This is a genomic window from Brevundimonas vesicularis (assembly GCF_900445985.1).
GTDB lineage: Bacteria > Pseudomonadota > Alphaproteobacteria > Caulobacterales > Caulobacteraceae > Brevundimonas > Brevundimonas vesicularis_D.
In genome coordinates this window covers 681,786-697,830 of record NZ_UAQP01000014.1, presented here as the reverse complement: position 1 = coordinate 697,830, position 16,045 = coordinate 681,786, and the positions used below count along the sequence as shown (strand labels likewise).

General features: G+C 62.8%; 12 protein-coding genes and 1 pseudogene. 11 read left to right on the top strand and 2 right to left on the bottom strand.

The window, feature by feature from the left end; all coding sequences use genetic code 11:
- Window positions 1-78 precede the first annotated feature (78 nt).
- A complete protein-coding gene (putA, locus tag DT343_RS12465) occupies window positions 79-3,210 on the bottom strand; it encodes a bifunctional proline dehydrogenase/L-glutamate gamma-semialdehyde dehydrogenase PutA (RefSeq protein ID WP_112863144.1) in 3,132 nt (1,043 codons plus the stop codon).
- A 108-nt stretch (window positions 3,211-3,318) separates the two neighbouring features.
- Here putA and DT343_RS12460 point away from each other — a divergent pair, with 108 nt between their 5' ends.
- The 11 genes and pseudogenes from DT343_RS12460 to DT343_RS12410 all read left to right on the top strand — a co-directional run bounded on the left by DT343_RS12460 (window position 3,319) and on the right by DT343_RS12410 (window position 14,184).
- Entirely contained in the window at window positions 3,319-3,780 is a 462-nt protein-coding gene (locus DT343_RS12460) for an Lrp/AsnC ligand binding domain-containing protein (protein ID WP_112863143.1), read from the top strand.
- Between the two features lie 134 nt (window positions 3,781-3,914).
- Window positions 3,915-6,134 (top strand): AGE family epimerase/isomerase, encoded by a 2,220-nt coding sequence (locus DT343_RS12455; protein ID WP_258522569.1) that lies wholly within the window; start codon window positions 3,915-3,917, stop codon window positions 6,132-6,134.
- 120 nt (window positions 6,135-6,254) lie between these two features.
- Window positions 6,255-7,340 carry a glycosyltransferase family 4 protein gene (locus tag DT343_RS12450; protein WP_112863142.1) on the top strand — a complete coding sequence of 362 codons (1,086 nt, stop codon included), beginning with the start codon at window positions 6,255-6,257 and terminating at the stop codon, window positions 7,338-7,340.
- 35 nt (window positions 7,341-7,375) lie between these two features.
- The gene (locus tag DT343_RS12445; RefSeq protein ID WP_112863807.1) at window positions 7,376-8,875 is read left to right on the top strand and encodes a phosphomannomutase/phosphoglucomutase; all 1,500 of its coding nucleotides are present in this window, start codon (window positions 7,376-7,378) and stop codon (window positions 8,873-8,875) included.
- Between the two features lie 64 nt (window positions 8,876-8,939).
- On the top strand, window positions 8,940-9,509 hold the full coding sequence (rfbC, locus tag DT343_RS12440) for a dTDP-4-dehydrorhamnose 3,5-epimerase (protein ID WP_112863141.1): 570 nt from the start codon (window positions 8,940-8,942) through the stop codon (window positions 9,507-9,509).
- Window positions 9,510-9,534: 25 nt separating this feature from the next.
- Window positions 9,535-10,586: pseudogene (gene rfbB / locus DT343_RS12435) on the top strand (dTDP-glucose 4,6-dehydratase).
- Window positions 10,579-11,481, top strand: a complete 903-nt coding sequence (gene rfbD / locus DT343_RS12430; RefSeq protein WP_112863140.1) for a dTDP-4-dehydrorhamnose reductase — start codon at window positions 10,579-10,581, stop codon at window positions 11,479-11,481. Before rfbB ends, rfbD begins: the two are co-directional and overlap by 8 nt.
- Window positions 11,478-12,377 (top strand): glucose-1-phosphate thymidylyltransferase RfbA, encoded by a 900-nt coding sequence (rfbA, locus tag DT343_RS12425; protein WP_112863139.1) that lies wholly within the window; start codon window positions 11,478-11,480, stop codon window positions 12,375-12,377. The genes rfbD and rfbA overlap by 4 nt, the downstream gene beginning before the upstream one ends.
- Before the next feature lie 82 nt (window positions 12,378-12,459).
- Window positions 12,460-12,720: a DUF6894 family protein gene (locus tag DT343_RS12420; protein WP_112863138.1), complete on the top strand. Its 261-nt coding sequence runs from the start codon at window positions 12,460-12,462 to the stop codon at window positions 12,718-12,720.
- The gene (locus DT343_RS12415) at window positions 12,720-13,463 is read left to right on the top strand and encodes a Crp/Fnr family transcriptional regulator (protein WP_112863137.1); all 744 of its coding nucleotides are present in this window, start codon (window positions 12,720-12,722) and stop codon (window positions 13,461-13,463) included. Before DT343_RS12420 ends, DT343_RS12415 begins: the two co-directional genes overlap by 1 nt.
- 52 nt (window positions 13,464-13,515) lie before the next feature.
- Window positions 13,516-14,184, top strand: coding sequence for a Crp/Fnr family transcriptional regulator (locus tag DT343_RS12410; protein ID WP_112863136.1), 669 nt, complete (start codon window positions 13,516-13,518; stop codon window positions 14,182-14,184).
- Here the strand turns inward: DT343_RS12410 and glmS are convergent.
- Window positions 14,145-15,959, bottom strand: coding sequence for a glutamine--fructose-6-phosphate transaminase (isomerizing) (gene glmS, locus DT343_RS12405; RefSeq protein WP_112863135.1), 1,815 nt, complete (start codon window positions 15,957-15,959; stop codon window positions 14,145-14,147). The genes DT343_RS12410 and glmS overlap by 40 nt on opposite strands.
- Window positions 15,960-16,045: the final 86 nt, after the last annotated feature.

Below are 16,045 nucleotides of genomic sequence, written 5' to 3'. Positions count from 1 at the left end.
ATGCAAATCGATGTCATGGTTACCGGAAGAACGCCAAAAGGGTCATGGACGATGACAGGCGCTGATCGTCAACCCCTTCTAGAGATTCAGCAGCGCAGGATCTCCGCCCTGCGCCGCGATATTCACGCTGATCGCCTTCTCGGCCGCATAGCGGATCAGGCTGTTTGGCCCGCCAGCCTTTGGACCAGTGCCTGACAGCCCCTCGCCGCCGAACGGCTGAACGCCGACCACCGCGCCCGTAATCGAGCGGTTGACGTAGACGTTGCCGGCGGGGACCAGGTCGACGACTTCGGCGGCGAAGGCTTCGATGCGGCTGTGGACGCCCAGGGTCAGGCCGTAGCCGCGGGCGGCGAGTTTGCCGGCGACCGACTTCAGGTCGGACGGGGCGTAGCGGTAAATGTGCAGGATGGGGCCGAAGACCTCGCGCTCAAGGAAGTCGGGCGTGGGGATTTCGGCGATGGTGGGGGCGAACAGGTCGCCCTTTTCGGCGCCCATCGGCAGGGCGGCGCGGGCGATGATCTTTGCTTCCTTCGACAGGCGCTCAACGTGGGCTTCCAAGGCCCGGCGCGATTCGGGATCAATGACTGGGCCGATGTCGGTCTTGGGGTCGGCGGGGTCGGCGACGGTCTGAACGGCGAGCGCGCCCTTCAGGCCCTCGATCAAGGCGTCGGCCGAATCCTTGGGCACATAGAGGACGCGTAGGGCCGAACAGCGCTGACCGGCCGAGCCGAAGGCCGACTGGATCACGTCGTCGATGACCTGCTCCTTCAATGCCGTCGTGTCGATGAACATGCCGTTCAGGCCGCCGGTCTCGGCGATGAAGGGGATGATGGCGCCGGGCCGGGCGGCGATGGAGCGGTTGATGGCGGCGGCCGTGTCGGTGCCGCCGGTGAAGGCGACGCCGTCGATGCCCGGATGGGTGACCAGGGCCGCGCCGACAGTCTCGCCACGCCCAGGGACCAGGGCCAACAGGTCAGGGTTCAGGCCCGCCTTGTGGTAGAGGCGGACGGCCTCGGCGGCGATCAACGGCGTCTGTTCGGCGGGCTTGGCCAGGACGGCGTTGCCGGCGGCGAGGGCGGCGGCGATCTGGCCGGTGAAGATGGCCAGGGGGAAGTTCCACGGCGAGATGCAGGCGAAGACGCCGCGTCCGTGCAGGAACAGCTGGTTGGTCTCGCCGGTCGGGCCCTTCAGCGTTTCCGGAGCGGTGAAGTCACGCTCGGCCAGCAGAGCGTAGTAGCGGCAGAAGTCGGCGGCCTCGCGCACCTCGGCGACGCCGTCGTTCAGGGTCTTGCCCGCCTCGCGGCTGAGCAAGGCGACCAGCCGATCCAGATCGCCCTCCAGCGCGTCGGCCATGGCGCGCAGGACGATGGCGCGCTTGGCGCCGCCCTGGCGATCCCATTTGACCTGAGCCTCGGCGGCCGCCTGGACGGCGGAGTCGATGTCGGCCGGCTCGGCTTCGGAGACGTGGCCCAGGACCTGTGATTGATCGAAAGGATTGGTCACGTCCTGGGCGTCGATGCCGGCCCGCAGCTTGCCGCCGATGATCGGGCCGCTGGTCAACTTCTCGCGGTCGACCTCTTCCAGCGCCCTGGCGTGAGCTTCGCGGTCGGCGGCCTGAGAGTAATCGCGGCCGAGGGAGTTCTGACGATCGCCGTACATGTCTTTCGGAACCGGAATCTTGGGGTGACGGTCGGGCGCCTGCTCGACCAGGGAAATGGGATCGGCCGCGACGGCCGAGGCAGGCACGCGCTCGTCCAGCAGGGCGTGGACGAAGGAGGAGTTGGCGCCGTTTTCCAGCAGACGCCGCACCAGATAGGGCAGCAACTCTTCGTGCCCGCCGACGGGGGCATAGGCGCGGACGATGACAGTCTCGTCAGCCCAGGCCTCGTGCGCGGCGTCGTATAGAGCCTCGCCCATGCCGTGCAGGCGCTGATGCTCGACCGTGACGCCATGATCACGCGCCATACGCCGCACGGCCGCCAGCGTATGGGCGTTGTGGCTCGCGAACTGGGAATAGATAGCCGGCGCGGCCGCGATCATGGCCTTGGCGCAGACCAGATAGTTCAGGTCGGTCGCCGCCTTGGTCGTGTAGACGGGATAGTCGGTGTGGCCGAACACCTGGGCGCGCTTGATCTCGGTGTCCCAATAGGCGCCCTTGACCAGGCGCACCATCAGACGACGGCTCGAGCGGCGGGCGAGGTCGGCGACGCGTTCGATCGTTTCCAGACCGCGCTTCTGATAGGCCTGAACCGCCAGACCCAGGCCCGTCCAGCCGCCCAGCGACGGCTCGTGCGCCAGCCGGTCCAGCAGTTTCAGCGACAGAGCCAGACGGTCCGCCTCCTCGGCGTCCATTGTGTAGTTGATGTCGTATTTTGCCGCGATCTGGGCCAGGCGCAGGATGCGGGGATACAGGGTCGCCCAGACATCATCCTCATGCGTCGCCTCATAGCGCGGCGACAGGGCCGACAGTTTTACTGAGACGCCGTGGCCGTGTTCCGGTCCCTGACCTTTTGACGTCTTGACCACCGCCTCGATGGCGTCGGCGTAGATCTTCTCATAGCGGTCGGCGTCGGCCATGGTCCGGGCGCCCTCGCCCAGCATGTCGAAGCTGCACAGCCAGCCTTCCTTGTTCGACCGTTTCAGTGCGCCCTGGATGGTGCGGCCGACCACGAACTGCTCGCCCATGATCTTGACGGCGGTGGCCACGGCCTGGCGGATGACCGGCTCGCCCAGTCGGCCGGCGATCCGCTTCAGGAAGCCGGGCAGATCGGTGCGCGCCTCGTCGTCGACATCGACCAGCTTGCCGGTCAGCATCAGACCCCAGGTCGAGGCGTTGACGAACAGGCTGTCGGACTGGCCCAGGTGCGAAGCCCAGTCGGCGGAACCGATCTTCTCGGCGATCAGCCGATCCCGCGTCTCCTCGTCCGGCACGCGAAGTAAGGCCTCGGCCAGGCACATCAGGGCCAGACCCTCTCGGGTTCCGAGCGAGAACTGCTGCAGGAAGCTTTCGACGACGCCCTGTTTTTTTTGGCTGCGGCGGGCGTGTTCGACCAGGGCCGTCGCCTCGGCGACCACATCGGCCCGTTCGGTCACATCCAGAGGCATGCGCGCCAGATTAGCGGCGACGGCCTCATGTTCGTCACGGAACTTGTGCGTATCCAAACCGTCCCAGGCGGCCAGGCTCGAAGGCATGAAAGCGGGCGTAGTCATGGGCGACAAATCCTGTGGATTTAGCCGTATATGCCGGAGTTCATTGAAAGTGCTTCGTATGATACACAGCCAAACCGAAGATCATTCGGTGCGAGGCCGTGATTTCCGATGATCGATATCGACGCCGTCGACCGCCGAATCCTGCGGGTGCTCCAGACCGACGCCCGCATCTCCAACGCCGAACTGGCGCGACGGTGCAATCTGTCGCCCGCCGCCTGTTTCGAACGGGTCAAACGGCTGCGCGAAAAGAAGATCATCACCGGCTATGCCGCCATGATCGACCCGGCCCAGGTCGGTCGGGATCTGTTGATCTTCGTCGAAGTCCTACTGGACCGCACCACCGGCGACGTCTTCGAAGCCTTCGCCGACGCCGTTCGCAGTCAGCCGGAGGTGCTGGAATGCCACATGGTCGCCGGCGGCTTCGACTATCTAATCAAGGCCCGCGTCGGCGACATGGACGCCTACCGCGCCTTCCTGGGCGACGTTCTGGTGCGGATGCCGGGTGTGCGAGAAACCCGAACATATGCGGTGCTGGAAGAAGTAAAATCGACGACGGTGCTGCCTTTGTGACCATACATCTGCCAAGGTGTCGATAAGCAACAGCGTCTACGCTTGGTCACAACTTCCGGTCGGCGAAATCAGGTGACGTGTGACGGCGCCTGACCTAAGAGGCTGATTGCACCTAACAGATCACAGCGTAGACAATGGCCACTATCTATCCCGTCATCATGTGCGGCGGTTCCGGAACGCGCCTGTGGCCTGCCTCGAGGCCCTCGCTACCGAAGCAGTTCATCCCGCTGGCCGGTAATCGATCGTTGTTCCAAGAAACCGTGGCTCGCGTGGCTGGGCTTTGTCAGAACGGCGGGGAGTTGGTTGTGGTCGGGGGTTTGAGCCACAAGCGCGCCATTCTGGATCAGCTAGAGGAAATCGGCGTTAGCGCCGTCATTCTGCTGGAGCCCGAGGGAAGAGATTCTTCGGCGGCCATGGCCGCCGCTGCCGAATGGACGGCGCAGCGCGCGCCCGAGGCCATCAATCTCTTTGTTGCCTCAGACCATCACATTCCAGACGCCGAAGCGTTCCGACAGTCCGTCGGCAAAGCCGCATCTGCGGCCGCTCAGGGCCGGATTGTCACTCTGGGTGTCGTCCCGACCGAGCCCTCATCCGCCTACGGATACATCGCGCCATCAGGACCCGACCTCTCAGCCGTGTCCGCTTTCGTCGAAAAGCCCGATCAGGCGACCGCGCGTCGCTATATTTCGGAGGGTTACCTCTGGAACAGCGGCAACTTCATCGTCCGCGCCGACGTGCTGTGTCAGGAAATCGCCGAACGGGCGCCTGCGGTAAGCGAAGCCGTCCGCAGCGCGGTGGCTGGCGCCAAGATCGATGGTTCATGCCTCACCTTAGGGGCCGGGTTCAAAGCAGCACCCAAAATCTCCATCGACTACGCCGTCATGGAGAAGACGACGCGCGCCTCCGTTCTGCCGGTCCGCTTCGAGTGGTCCGACTTGGGCGCCTGGGATTCGGTTCATGCATCCGGCGAAGGCGATGTGGGGCTTCACATCCTTGAGGACTCGGAGAGCTGCCTGATTCGAGCATGCGACGGCGTGATGGTGGCTGCGATCGGCCTGCGCGATGTCGGAATCATCGTGGAACGTGATGCGGTTCTGGTGACGGATCTGAAAAAGAGTCAGGACGTCAAAAAGGTGGTGGAAAGACTGCGCAAGCTGTCACCGCAACATCTCGACTTCCCGGCGCCCGAGCCCCTGGAGTCGCTGGAGGCCGGCGCGACGCGTTTTGCAGCGTGGCTCAGGCAGTCGGCCTTGCCGATCTGGTCCACGCTGGGCCAAGCCGAGAACGGAGCCTTTGAAGAGGTTCTGGGGCTGGACGGTCGACACATCTCGGCTTCGCGACGGGCGCGCGTTCAGGCGCGCCAGTTGCAGGTCTACGCGGAAGCCGGCCGTCAAGGCTGGCGAGGCCCTTGGAAGGCGGTCGTCGAGACCGGACTAGATCAGCTACGAACCGCCTATCTGCGCCTTGATGGGCAGATGCGGACACTGTTGGCGGCTGACGGATCGCCGCTGGACGAAACGGCGATGATCTATGATCAGGCCTTTTTGATCTTCGCCTTGGCCAGCATTTCCAACGCGACGGCGCAGCCCGCGCTTGAGGTCGAGGCATCGGCGGTTCGCAATCTGTTGCTGCGCCAGGTAGACGCCCACGGCGGCCTGCGAGAATCCGGCAGCCACCCCTATCAGTCCAACGCCCACATGCATCTACTCGAGGCCGCCCTCGCTTGGGAGGAGAACGGCGGAGGCCGCGAATGGAGTGCGCTTGCCGATCAGCTTGTGCATCTGGCCCGCAAGCGGTTCATCGACGCAGAGACCGGCAGTCTGCGTGAGTTCTTTGACGCGCAGTGGTCGCCGGCCACTGGCGAAGACGGGCGTTTGGTCGAGCCCGGCCATCAGTTCGAGTGGGCCTGGCTCTTGGCGCGCTATGGCCGCAGCCGGAACGACGCGGGGGTCCTTTCGGACGCGTGGCGCCTGTACGAGTCGGGACTGAAGGGCGTGGACGCCAAACGAGGCGTTGCGATGGATGCCTTGAACATCGACGGCAGCGTGCGCAGTTCGCGCTCTCGTCTGTGGCCTCAGACGGAGTGGCTGAAGGCGTCGTTGATTTTGGCGACGCTCAATGACGACGTCAGACGTGCACAATGCCTTGACCAGGCCGCACGCGCACAGCGGGCGGTATGGCGCTATCTGACGCCGCAGGGCCTGTGGCATGACAAGATGTTGGAGAACGGTAGTTTCATCGACGAACCGGCGCCGGCAAGTTCGTTCTACCATATCATGGCCGCCTACATTCAGGTGCGGGAGACCGTCGGAGTGATCGCCCCCCAGAAGACTGCTTCCTTCAATCTGTTTTGACGAGACGATCGGCGATCCGCTTCACGGCCTGACGGGCTATCGCAAGTCCGTCTCGCCTTCGTCATTCTAACCGTCTAGAAGTTCGCCCCTTACTCAACGGCTCAGGGTCCGCCCGCCTCAATGCGCATCGTTCTGGCCACCGACGCCTGGGAACCTCAGGTCAACGGCGTCGTCCGCACCCTGACGCGCACGGTCGCGGAATGTCGCGGCATGGGCCATGAGGTTGAGGTCATCGAACCCAGCCTGTTCAAGACCATCCCCTGCCCCACCTATCCGGAGATCCGGCTGGCGCTGGGAGCGGAAGAAGAGATCCGCGAGATGCTGCGAGCCTTCGAACCCGAGGCCGTCCATATCGCCACCGAAGGCCCCATCGGTATCGCCACCCGCCGCATCTGCGTGGAATGGAAGCTGCCGTTCACGACCAGCTATCACACCAAATTCCCAGAATACGTCTCGGCGCGTTTCCCGATCCCGGTTCAGGTCGGCTACGCCTACATGAAATGGTTCCACAAGCCGTCCGGACGGCTGATGGTGGCGACGCCGACCCTGCGCGACGAACTGGTCGAGCATGGATTCAAGAACGTCTCCCCTTGGTCGCGGGGCGTGGACACGGATGTGTTCAACCCCGATCTGGAGCGCATCTACGACGAGCTTGGCGGCGAGGACTGGCCGCGGCCCTTCTTCCTGAACGTCGGCCGTGTGGCGGTCGAGAAGAACATCGAGGCCTTCCTGCAACTGGACCTGCCCGGCACCAAGATTGTCGTGGGCGATGGCCCGGCCCGCGCCGAGCTCGAAGAGAAATATCCGGACGCCAAATTCCTCGGCGCCAAGTTCGGCGACGACCTGGCCCGCTGTTTCCGCGACGCCGACGTCTTCGTCTTCCCCAGTTGGACCGACACCTTCGGTCTGGTGATTCTGGAAGCCATGGCCGCCGGCACGCCGGTCGCGGCCTATCCGGCCCACGGCCCGATCGACATCATTCCGGGATCGAACGCCGGCGCAATCGACAAGGACCTCAAGACCGCCTGCCTGCAGTGCCTCGATCTCGATCGCAAGGCTGTGCGCGCCTATGCGGAGGAGTTCAGCTGGCGCGCCTCGGCCGAACAGTTCGTCGAGAACCTGCAACCCTATCCCGAACCCGAGCGCGGTCGCTTTTGGCGTCGCCTGCGGCGCATCGCCCGCATTCGCAAACGCGCCGCCGCCTGATCGATCGGCCCGTCGAGCCGCCCCAAGGACAAGCCATGATGAAACCCCGTCAGGACCTGAAGCCGAACACGGCTGCTTACGAAACTCAGGCCTTGGTCAAGCCGACCGGTTTTCGCGAATATGACGCGCGCTGGATCCTGGAAAAAGAGATCAACCTTCTCGGCATTCAAGCGCTGGGCCTTGGCCTGGCCACTTATGTCCACGAGATCGGCGTCGCGCCCAAGATCGTCACCGGCCATGACTTTCGTGGCTACAGCCTCAGCGTCAAACAGGCCCTGATCATCGGCCTGCTTGAAGGCGGGATGGAGGTTCTGGACGTCGGCCTGGCCCTGTCGCCCATGGCCTATTTTGGCCAGTTCGAGTTGGATGCGCCCTGCGTCGCCATGGTCACGGCCAGCCACAATGAGAACGGCTGGACCGGCGTGAAGATGGGCGCCAACAAGCCGTTGACCTTCGGCCCCGAGGAAATGGGCCGTCTGAAAGAAATCGTTCTCAATGGTGAAGGCGTGGGCCGCCCCGGCGGCAAGCTGGTTCGGGTCGAAAACTTCCGCGAAACCTATGTCGCCGACGTGGCCTCAAAGGTGCAGATCAAGCGACCGCTGAAGGTCGTATGCGCCTGCGGCAACGGTACGGCCGGCGCCTTCGCCCCCGACGCTCTGCGCCGAATGGGCGTCGAGGTGATCGAGATGGACACCGACCTCGACTACACCTTCCCGAAATACAATCCGAATCCGGAAGATCACGCCATGCTGTTGCAGATGGCCCAGAGGGTGCGTGAGACGGGCGCCGATCTGGCCCTTGGCTTCGACGGCGACGGCGACCGTTGTGGCGTCGTAGACGACACGGGCGAGGAAATCTTCGCCGACAAGATCGGCCTGATGCTGGCGCGCGACCTGTCCAAGGTCTATCCGGACAGCACCTTTGTGGTCGATGTGAAATCGACCGGCCTCTACAAGACCGACGATATCCTGAAGGCGAACGGCGCCGAGGTCGTCTACTGGAAGACCGGCCACTCCTACATCAAGCGCAAGACCGCCGAACTGGGCGCCTTGGCCGGGTTCGAGAAGTCGGGCCACTTCTTCATGGCCGGCGATCTGGGCCACGGCTACGACGACGGCCTGGTCGCGGCCGGCGCGGTGCTGGCCATGCTGGATCGCAATCCGGACAAGAAACTCAGTGAACTGAAGACAGCCTTGCCGGATGCCTGGACCAGCCTGACCATGTCGCCCCATTGCGACGACGAGTTGAAATACGGCGTGCTAGAGCGGATCGTGAAGGAGTATTCCGATCTGGCCGCAGCGGGCGGCGAAATCCTGGGTCGCAAGATCGTCGAGGCTATCACCGTCAACGGCGTTCGCGTGCACCTGGACGACGGCTCATGGGTCTTGGTCCGCGCCTCGTCCAACAAGCCGGAACTGGTCGTGGTGGTCGAGAGCATGCGTTCCGAAGACGACATGCGCGACCTCTTCCGCAAGGAGATCAAGCCGCGCCTCGCCGCCTATCGCGAAATCGGCGCCTTCAATCAGGAAATCTGACCGTCATGAGGTCGCGCTGTCGGCCTGATGACGTCAGTCTGATAGTTTTCCGAAAGCGATCGCCATGACCGTTCCCGTTATTTTGAGACCAGATCGGCTCTCGGATTCGCGAGGTTGGTTCATGCAAACCTATTCGCGATCCGTTGCATTGGCGGCAGGGATTGCGGACGATTTTGTGCAAGACAATCAGTCTTTTTCGCGCAATCGAAACACGATCCGCGGACTGCATTACCAGCGCCATCCACACGCTCAAGCCAAACTGGTTCGTTGTGTGCGGGGATCCGTCATGGATTATGCGGTCGATATTCGACGCGGATCTCCGACTTACGGGAGATATGTTTCGGCCAAGCTGACGGCGGCAGGCGGCGAACAACTTTTCGTGCCCGTCGGGTTCGCGCACGGGTTCATCACGCTCGAATGTGACGTCGAAATCGCCTATAAGGTTTCTGAAATATATGCACCCGATTGTGAGGGCGGGATTGTGTGGAATGACCCCGAAATCGGGATCGATTGGGGTGTCTCAGAACGCGATATTGTAATCTCGGAGAAAGACAAAAATCTCCCACAACTTCGCGATATGGAAAGCCCTTTCGAGTACGATGGATATCCGCTCAAAGATCTCTCGTTGACTTGAATCCAACACTGACGGACCGCCAAATATGCGCATACTTGTGACCGGCGGCGCGGGATTCATTGGGTCGGCGCTCGTGCGTCGTCTTATAGAGCATTCGCAACATCATGTTCTCGTATTTGATAATCTGACCTATGCCGGCCATCTGAGCTCACTCGAGCCTGCGGCCAACAGCAGTCGTTACGCCTTCGTTCAGGCCGATATCTGCGACGCCGACGCGGTGACCAAATCCCTTCAAAAGTTTAAGCCGGACGTGGTCGCTCATCTGGCCGCTGAGAGCCATGTCGATCGATCGCCGATCCCGGCGCTTTCATCCAGACCAACTTGGTCGGAACCTATGTCATGCTGAGCCAGGCACTTAACTACTGGCAGGGTCTGGACGCTGCGGCAAAGCAAGCCTTCCGCTTTCACCATATCTCGACGGACGAAGTGTTCGGTTCCTTGGGGGAAAACGGCATGTTCACCGAGACAACGCCCTACGATCCCCGATCGCCCTACTCGGCGTCGAAGGCGGGGTCGGATCATCTCGTTCGGGCTTGGGGGCATACCTATGGCCTGCCGGTTTTGGTGACCAACTGCTCCAACAACTATGGGCCCTATCATTTTCCCGAGAAGCTGATTCCCCTGATCATCATCCGGGCTCTGAGCGGAGAGCCGCTGCCGGTCTATGGCGACGGATCGAATGTGCGCGACTGGCTCTATGTCGACGATCATGTCCGCGCCCTGCAGACCGTGTTCGAAGAGGGCGCGCCGGGTGAAACCTACAATATTGGCGGCAATGCCGAGCGTCGGAACATCGAGGTCGTGAGAGCAATTTGCGCTACCTTAGACAGATTGCGGCCCAAGACTCAGGGGCTCTACTCTGACCAGATCACCCATGTGAACGACCGTCCTGGCCATGATCATCGTTACGCAATCGACGCCTCCAAGATTCGCCGAAATCTGAACTGGATGCCGTCTGTCACCTTCGACGAGGGCATCGAACGAACGGTGACTTGGTATCTGGAGAACGAATCCTGGTGGCGAGACATTCTGGTCGCCCGTAATTCAGAACGGCAGTCGCGTGCGCCGAATGGCTGATCCGCTCCACATCCTTATCATCGGCGGCGCTGGTCAGGTCGGCCTTGAACTTCAGTCTGCAGACTGGCCTGAGCATGTCATCCTGCACGCTCCGACACGGGCGGAGCTGGATCTTGCTGACTCTAACTCGGTGCAGATTGCTTTCGCCGCCACGCCATTCTCGGCGGTGATCAACGCCGGAGCCTACACAGCCGTGGACATGGCTGAGACCGCGGTCGCTACAGCCTTCGCCGCGAACGCCATGGGGCCGGCGATCCTGGCTGAGGCCACACGCAAGTCTGGCGTCCCGCTGATCCAGGTGTCGACTGATTATGTGTTCGACGGCTCCAAGGACGGCGCCTATGTCGAGACTGATCCAAGTGGGCCTCTGAGCGTCTACGGCGCTTCCAAACTTGCGGGGGAACTCGCGGTTCTGGCGGGCAATCCGCGCTCCGTCGTTCTGCGCACCGCGTGGGTTCTGAGCGTTCATCGCGCCAACTTCCTCAAGACCATGCTGCGGCTCGCTACCGATCAGCCATTCCTGCGCGTGGTGAGCGACCAGCACGGCAGCCCTACCTCAGCGCGTGACATCGCTGCGGCTTTGAAAGCCATCACCTTGAAGATGATCGCGGATGCCGATGCCCCAACCGGCCTCTATCATTTCGTCAATGCCGGAGAGACAACATGGGCCGGTTTGGCCGACGAGATTTTCGCCTTGAGCGCCGCCGTCGAAGGCCCGTTTGCTGAGGTTCAGCCAATCGCCTCGCGTGACTATCCGACCCGAGCCCTGCGCCCGTCTAATTCGTCTCTATCAACCCAAAAGCTGACCCGCGACTATGGTATCAAGCCTCGGTCGTGGCAGACGGCCGTAAAGGAGATCATCCAGGAACTGAAAGCCGAAGGAAACATGCCATGAAAGGCATAATCCTGGCCGGGGGATCAGGCACGCGTTTGCATCCGATGACCCTGGTCACATCGAAGCAACTGATGCCTGTCTACGACAAGCCGATGATCTATTATCCGCTGTCGACTCTCATGCTTGCCGGGATTCGCGAGGTGTTGATTATCTCCACCCCGCGGGACATGCCCAGCTTCCAGGCTTTGCTCGGCGACGGATCGCAATGGGGCATTGACATCCAGTACGCCGTCCAGCCCTGCCCGGACGGTCTCGCCCAAGCCTATATCATCGGCGCCGAGTTCGTGGGCGACAACCCGTCGGCCCTGATCCTGGGCGACAACATTTTCTACGGTCACGGCATCACGGACCTCTTTTCGTCGGCGATGATGCAGCCTGCGGGAGGCACCGTCTTCGCTTATCAGGTCAACGATCCTCAACGGTATGGGGTTGTCGAGTTCGACGAACACATGAGGGCCTTGTCCATCGAGGAGAAGCCAGCTCAACCGAGGTCGAACTGGGCGGTGACGGGGCTCTATTTCTACGACGCCGATGTCGTACATATTGCGAGAGAACTGCGGCCGTCTGCCCGCGGAGAACTTGAAATCACGGATATAAACCGCACGTATCTTGAACACGGCAGATTGTCGGTCAAGATCATGGACCGCGGCTATGCCTGGCTGGACACCGGGACGCCCGACAGCCTGACGGAAGCAGCCGAGTTCATCAGGATTCTTGAAAAGCGGCAGGGCTTCAAGATCGCCTGCTTGGAAGAAATCTCGCTAGAAAAAGGCTTCATATCCATCGACGAATTTGCAGCGCTGGCCGCCAAGTTGGGAGGCAGCCGGTATGGCCAGTACCTCGGCACGGCGTTGGACGCTTTCAAAGCGCGTAGCGGCGCCGCGCAAAAATATTGATCTCTGGCAAGCGATTAGCCACGCAGACTGAACCAATCGGGCCCGTGACCGCTTCCCTCTCGGCTGAGCCCAGGAGGGAAGATTGCCGCGCTACTTTTTCCATACCCAGAACGGAGATTGCATCCGCGATGATCAGGGCGAGGAACTGAGGAGCGTTGACGCGGCTCGCGAGGAAGCCGTTGCCGTGCTGGGCGAAATCCTGCGCTATCGGGGCGCATCGTTCTGGACGACCCGCGCCTTCAGCGTCATCGTCACGGACACCGAGGGTCGAACGGTCGTCAGCGTCACGGCGGCTGCGTCTGATCAGGCGCCCGAGGGCTGGACATTGGCGGGGGACGCGTGATGACCAAGGCTGGCAGCGTCTCAAAGATCACCACGCTGGTCGACAAATTGTCGCTTAGAGACCGGCTCAATCCCGAAGAGATCGAGGCGTTGAGCGCTGTTCTCGAAGCGCCCAAAACCGTCTCTGCCGGATCCGATATCGTGCGCGAGCACACCCGCCCGCTGCACAGCACCCTTTTAGTCTCGGGCTTTTCGGCACGTTATTCCACGCTGGAAGACGGGGCGCGCCAGATCACCGAAATCAATGTGTCGGGCGACTTCATCGACCTGCACAGCCTGCTGATGAAGCAGATGGATCATGGCGTCGTCGCCCTGACCGACTGCGTGATCGCAGAGGCGCCGCACAGCGACTTGATCGACATCACCGAGCGACATCCACACCTGAGCCGACTGCTTTGGCTGGACACCATCATCGACGCCGCCATCCATAGACAATGGCTCGTGGCCATGGGCCGACGGAGCGGTCTGGGCCATCTGGCGCATCTGGTGTGCGAGCTTTACCTGCGCCTCCAGGCCGTCGGCCAGACGGGGGATCTGTCATTCGATCTTCCGTTGACGCAAACGACGCTGGGTGATGCGCTGGGTCTATCGACCGTCCATGTCAGCCGCCTGATTTCCGAACTCCGCAGCGAAGGCGTCGTCGCCTGGTCGGGCGGGCGGATCGATATCCTCGACTGGCGTCGTCTGGCCGAAATCGCTGAGTTCGACCCCACCTATCTACGTCTGCAATGCGAGCCCGTCTGAGCGCTTAACGCATGTTATCGCACCGAACGGCGATCGGCCGTCTAGACGGGGCATGTCCCAGTCGAACCTCGCCCACGCCCTGTTGTCCGCCCTTGCGGTGCAGGGCCTCGACGAAGGCGACGCCTTCTTCGCCGAGGCTGGTGCACGAACCTCAGCCACACAGAATGGCGAGGCTGTCGTCACGCTGATCTTGTCCGGTGTTCTGGCGCGGATCGGGCTCGACGGCGCTCTGTCGCATGGGCTGGCGTCCAGCGACGACGTGATCAGCTTCGACGCTGTATTGGGCGCCGGGGAGCCAGAGTCGGCCGTCTGGTTGACTGCCGGACGGTACTTGACCGTCTCCGCTCGCAAACTGGCGCAAAAGATCGATCGCGGCAGTCTGGTCGAGATGGCGTTGATTGATCTTCGTCGACGCAACATCGCCCTTCAGGCTGAGCTTTCGCGCCACGCGACATTGAAAGTCAGCCAGCGTCTGGCTGCCCTATTGCTCGACGTTCACGACCGAAGGGGAGGCGACGTCCTGGCCCTGCGTCAAACCGAGTTGTCGCATCTGATGGCCGTGCGACGCGCCAGCATATCGACCGCCTGCACCGAACTGTGCGCCGCCGGCGCCGTGCGGCTGCGGCGCGGCGCGATCCAGATCACCGATGTAGACGCCCTGCGGCGGATGACCGACGCGACCTATTCGACCGTGACGGATTTCGCCAGATTGCGGGGCTGATCCACATCGGTCCCCTTCTGCACGGCGGTGTAGTAGGCCAGCAGTTGCACCGGCACGGCATAGACCAGAGGCGCGATCAGCGGATGGCAGTCGGGGGCGTGGATGCGGCGAATGCCGGCGCCGTGCGGATCGGGCGCCTTTTCCGGCGCGATCATGATGACCGGGCCGCCCCGTGCGGCGACCTCCTGCAGGTTGGACGCGGTCTTTTCGAACACATCGTCAAGCGGAGCCAGGGCGATGGTCGGGGTCTCTTCATCGATCAGGGCGATGGGGCCGTGCTTGAGCTCGCCGGCAGCATAGCCCTCGGCGTGGATATAGCTGATCTCCTTCAACTTCAGCGCGCCTTCCATCGCCAGCGGGAACATGGCGCCCCGGCCTAGGAACAGCACGTCGTCGGCTTTTGACAGATCATGAGTCACGGCGCGGATGCTGTCGCCCATCGTCAGGGCCTCGGCGATCAGGCGCGGGCTTTCGAACAGAGCCTTCACCAGTTCGGCCTCGGTCGCAGCATCGATCCGGCCGCGCGCCACGCCAGCCGCCACGGCCAGGGAGAGCAGGGCGGCGACCTGGGCGGTAAAGGCCTTGGTCGAGGCGACGCCGATCTCGGGCCCGGCATGGGTGGGCCACAGGACGGCGGCTTCGCGCGCCATCGAGGACGAGTGAACATTGACGACGGCGGCGGTCTGCAACCCTTGCGCCTTGCACCAGGTCAGGCTGGCCAAGGTGTCGGCCGTCTCGCCGGACTGACTGACGGCGACGGCCAGGGTGGATTTCGAGACGGCCGGCGAGCGATAGCGGAACTCCGACGCGATCTCGACGTCGCAGGGCAGGCCCGCCAGCTTCTCGAAGGCGTAACGGCCGATCTGGCCGGCGTAGAAGGCGGTGCCGCAGGCGACGATCTGGATGCGGTCGATGGCGGCGAAATCGACGGGATTGGTCTTGGCCTTGCCGGTCACCAGGTCGAGATATTCCGAAAGGGTGTGCTGGACGCTGTCGGGCTGTTCATGGATTTCCTTCTCCATGAAGTGGCGATATTCGCCCTTCTCGACCATGGCCGATGAGGCCGAGACCTGGACGATGGCGCGTTCGACCGGCTTGCCCGCCACGTCGAACATCTGGGCGCGGGCCTTTGTCACGGCGACGTAATCGCCCTCTTCCAGATAGGAAATCTTCTGCGTGAATGGACCAACCGCCAGCGCGTCCGAGCCCAGATACATCTCGTCCTCGCCCCAGCCGACCACCAACGGGCTACCACGGCGGGCGCCCAGGATCAGGTCGTCCGTCCCGTCGATCAGCACCGCCAGCGCATAGGCGCCGGTCAGGCGGTCCAGAGTGGTCTTGAACGCCTCCAGAGGGCTGCGGCCCGTATTCAGCTCGGCGTCCAGCAGGTGAGCGATGACCTCGGTGTCGGTCTGGCTTTCAAAGACATGGCCCTCGGCGGCCAGCTCGGCCTTCAGCTCGGCGAAGTTCTCGATGATGCCGTTGTGGACCAGGGTGACGCGACCGGCCTTGTGCGGGTGGGCGTTCTCCGTCGTGGGGGCGCCGTGCGTGGCCCAGCGCGTATGGCCGATGCCGACCGTCGCCGTCATCGGATTCTCGGCCAGGACGCCCTCCAGATTGCGGATCTTGCCCTTGGCGCGGCGGCGCTCGACCGAGCCGTCTACGACTGCGGCGACGCCAGCGGAATCATAGCCGCGGTACTCCAGCCGTTTCAGGCTGTCGATCAGCCGGGGAACGACAGGATCATTGCCGGTGACGCCGATGATGCCGCACATGAGCGAAGGCTCCGAGAAGTCAGGAAAAGGGCGCCGCTTTGCACTGGCGGCGATCCGGGGCTAAGCCACACATCAAGCCCCATCGG

What these genes read in the sequence shown, in the direction of transcription:
- putA (WP_112863144.1), bottom strand. Translation starts at nt 3,210, where the DNA reads ATGACTACGCCCGCTTTCATGCCTTCGAGCCTGGCCGCCTGGGACGGT.
- DT343_RS12460 (WP_112863143.1), top strand. Translation starts at nt 3,319, where the DNA reads ATGATCGATATCGACGCCGTCGACCGCCGAATCCTGCGGGTGCTCCAG.
- DT343_RS12455 (WP_258522569.1), top strand. Translation starts at nt 3,915, where the DNA reads ATGGCCACTATCTATCCCGTCATCATGTGCGGCGGTTCCGGAACGCGC.
- DT343_RS12450 (WP_112863142.1), top strand. Translation starts at nt 6,255, where the DNA reads ATGCGCATCGTTCTGGCCACCGACGCCTGGGAACCTCAGGTCAACGGC.
- DT343_RS12445 (WP_112863807.1), top strand. Translation starts at nt 7,376, where the DNA reads ATGATGAAACCCCGTCAGGACCTGAAGCCGAACACGGCTGCTTACGAA.
- rfbC (WP_112863141.1), top strand. Translation starts at nt 8,940, where the DNA reads ATGACCGTTCCCGTTATTTTGAGACCAGATCGGCTCTCGGATTCGCGA.
- rfbD (WP_112863140.1), top strand. Translation starts at nt 10,579, where the DNA reads ATGGCTGATCCGCTCCACATCCTTATCATCGGCGGCGCTGGTCAGGTC.
- rfbA (WP_112863139.1), top strand. Translation starts at nt 11,478, where the DNA reads ATGAAAGGCATAATCCTGGCCGGGGGATCAGGCACGCGTTTGCATCCG.
- DT343_RS12415 (WP_112863137.1), top strand. Translation starts at nt 12,720, where the DNA reads ATGACCAAGGCTGGCAGCGTCTCAAAGATCACCACGCTGGTCGACAAA.
- DT343_RS12410 (WP_112863136.1), top strand. Translation starts at nt 13,516, where the DNA reads ATGTCCCAGTCGAACCTCGCCCACGCCCTGTTGTCCGCCCTTGCGGTG.
- glmS (WP_112863135.1), bottom strand. Translation starts at nt 15,959, where the DNA reads ATGTGCGGCATCATCGGCGTCACCGGCAATGATCCTGTCGTTCCCCGG.